Genomic DNA, 2,730 nt, shown 5'->3' on the forward strand with positions numbered 1-2,730 from the left:
GTGTTGCACCTGCCCACCCCACGGCGGACTTGGATCAACTCTGGCCGGGCGCGCCGCATGGGACAACGGAATAAAAAATGCCCGCCCCTGATCAATTCCATGACCAAGGGCGGGCAAACAGCCGGTGAACGATCGGCTTTCGGTCGTTTCGCGTCCCGAGCGATCAGCTCGCGTCGGGTGCGGTGTACTCACCGACAAGCTGAGCGCGCGCCAGCGTGTGGAAGCGCAGATTGAAGCCGACGGCCGCCGGCGAGGTGTCCCCGTCGGGCCCCAACTTCTCCTGGTCCACCGCGTACACGGTGAACACATAGCGGTGCGCGCCGTCACCGGGCGGGGGAGCGGCGCCGCCGAACTCCTTGGACCCGTAGTCGTTACGCGCGTGCACCGCACCCTTGGGCAGACCCTCGAACGCACCGCTGCCCGCCCCCACGGGCAGCTCGGTGACCGACGCGGGGAGGTCGAACAGCACCCAGTGCCAGAACCCGCTCCCGGTCGGGGCATCGGGGTCGAAGCACGTCACGGCGAAGCTCTTGGTCCCCGCGGGGAACCCCTCCCACCGCAGCTGCGGCGAGACATTGCCACCGGACAACACCTGCGCGTCCCCGAGGACTTCACCCGGCGCCACGTCATCGCTCAGCACAGTGAACGACGGCACCTGCGGCAGGAAGTCATGGGGCAGCGGCGGCCTCTTGTCAGTCACGTCAAACCTCCGGTCCAGCGATCGAGCCTGCTGCGCAAGAGCCTAGGCCCAGTTGCGCTTGCTCCCGACCTCGGACAGCCACTGGTTCAGGTACGACGCCCAGTCGGTGCTCTGGAAGTCCGCGAGCCCCACCTTGAACGCGCGGTACGAGTCGCTGCCGGACGTGAACAGACCCGGCTTCTTGTCCATCTCCAGGACGACGTCCATCTCCCGGTCGTCGGCCACGAAGCTCAGCTCGACCTGGTTGATGCCGCGGTACTGCTGCGGCGGCAGGAACTCGATCTCCTGGTAGAACGGCAGCTTCTGCCGCGTACCGCGGATGTGACCGCGCTCCATGTCGGCGCTCTTGAAGCGGAAGCCGAGCTGGATGAAGGCGTCGAGGATCGCCTGCTGCGCCGGCAGCGGGTGCACGTTGATCGGGTCGAGGTCACCGGAGTCCACCGCGCGCGCGATCTCCAGCTCGGTGGTGACACCGATGTTCATGCCACGCAGCGACGTCCCGTCGATCATCGTGATCGGCGTCTCCCACGGGATCTCGAGACCGAACGGCACGGAGAACACCTGCTCCGCCTGGAGCTGGAACGAGCCACCGAGCTTCTGCTTGGTGAACTCGATGTCCTGCTTGGTCTCCTGGTCGCCGCCCTCGACCTCCACACGCGCCTGCAGACCGACGGAAAGACCCTCGATCTCCTGATCCACGGAACCGCCCTGGATCCGCACCTCACCCTGCACGACGCCACCGGGCACCACATTGACCTCGGTGAGCACCGTCTCCACCGAAGCACCACCCGCACCCAGGCTCGCCAGCAGCTTCTTGAATCCCATGTTTCTCCCCGAACTCTCGTCCCAGCGGACTGTGAACTCTGATCTCTACGACCACTACAAACGCGTACGAGCAGTGGCCGGTTCCGCACCCTCACCCTGCCAAGGGCGGGCCTTCGCGACCACCCGCGCGCGGAACATGCCTTGCACTACGCTCGTACGCCATGATCGCGGCCCCTGACCGTACGCCCCTGCCCAGGGACTTCTTCGACCGGCCTGTCCTCGAAGTGGCCCCCGACCTCCTCGGCCGCACGCTCGTCCGTGCCACCCCCGACGGCCCGATCCACCTGCGCCTCACAGAGGTGGAGGCCTACGACGGGGAGAGAGACCCGGGTTCACACGCGTACCGGGGCCGCACCGCCCGGAACGACGTGATGTTCGGCCCGCCCGGACACGCGTACGTCTACTTCACCTACGGCATGTGGCACTGCATGAACCTGGTGTGCGGCCCGGACGGCATGGCGAGCGCGGTCCTGCTCCGCGCCGGCGAGATCACCGAGGGCGCCGAACTCACCCGAAGCCGCCGCCAGACAGCCCGTAACGACAAGGAACTCGCCAAGGGCCCGGCCCGCCTGGCCACGGCCCTGGACATCGACCGCTCTCTCGACGGCACGGATGTCTGCGCCGGCTCGATGTCCCCGCTGACGATCCTCACCGGCACCCCGACCCCGCGTGAGCAGGTACGCAACGGTCCGCGCACCGGAGTCTCCGGCGATGGCGGTGTCCACCCCTGGCGCTTCTGGATCGCCAACGACCCGACGGTGAGCCCTTATCGGGCCCATGTCCCTCGTCGTCGCTCGACTTGACGCGCCCCTGGGGGCTCCGTAAGGTAGCCCGAGCCGCTTGACCCGGGTACTGCGTTAGACAGCAGCCGGAAGCGGCCAACCCACTCTCTTTACGACTTCCCTCACCGGGGTCAATTTCGGCATGCCCGAATTTGAATTCGGGGCCCGATTTTGAACGGCCGGGGAAATCCACTAGAGTTTGAGCGTCGGAACGGCCCAACAGCCGCAAAGACAAACCCAGTTGACTGGGAATCAGACCCGAAAGGATCTGATAGAGTCAACACCGCCGGAAGGGTCGAAAGGGCCGGAAAGCGAATCCCGCCGACAGGGAATCGGACACGAAAGAGTCTGATAGAGTCGGAAACGCAAGACCGAAGGGAAGCGCCCGGAGGAAAGCCCGAGAGGGTGAGTACAAAGGAAGCG

Annotated in this window: 3 protein-coding genes; 1 reads left to right on the forward strand and 2 read right to left on the reverse strand. The window is 66.2% G+C overall.

Annotated elements, in window-relative coordinates; genetic code table 11:
* Nucleotides 1-163: 163 nt before the first annotated feature.
* Nucleotides 164-700, reverse strand: a complete 537-nt coding sequence (locus GUY60_RS36540) for a YbhB/YbcL family Raf kinase inhibitor-like protein (protein ID WP_161705805.1) — start codon at nt 698-700, stop codon at nt 164-166.
* A gap of 42 nt (nt 701-742) precedes the next feature.
* Nucleotides 743-1,525, reverse strand: coding sequence for a sporulation protein (locus tag GUY60_RS36545; RefSeq protein ID WP_161705806.1), 783 nt, complete (start codon nt 1,523-1,525; stop codon nt 743-745).
* A 161-nt stretch (nt 1,526-1,686) separates the two neighbouring features.
* On the opposite strand from GUY60_RS36545, the gene GUY60_RS36550 reads away from it, so the two are divergent.
* A complete protein-coding gene (locus GUY60_RS36550) occupies nt 1,687-2,328 on the forward strand; it encodes a DNA-3-methyladenine glycosylase (RefSeq protein WP_161705807.1) in 642 nt (213 codons plus the stop codon).
* The last annotated feature ends 402 nt before the right edge of the window (nt 2,329-2,730 follow it).

Source organism: Streptomyces boluensis (assembly GCF_009908195.1).
Lineage (GTDB): Bacteria > Actinomycetota > Actinomycetes > Streptomycetales > Streptomycetaceae > Streptomyces > Streptomyces boluensis.

Bases quoted from the DNA above. Each gene is read 5' to 3' on its own strand.
- GUY60_RS36545 (WP_161705806.1), bottom strand. From the start codon at position 1,525: ATGGGATTCAAGAAGCTGCTGGCGAGCCTGGGTGCGGGTGGTGCTTCG.
- GUY60_RS36550 (WP_161705807.1), top strand. From the start codon at position 1,687: ATGATCGCGGCCCCTGACCGTACGCCCCTGCCCAGGGACTTCTTCGAC.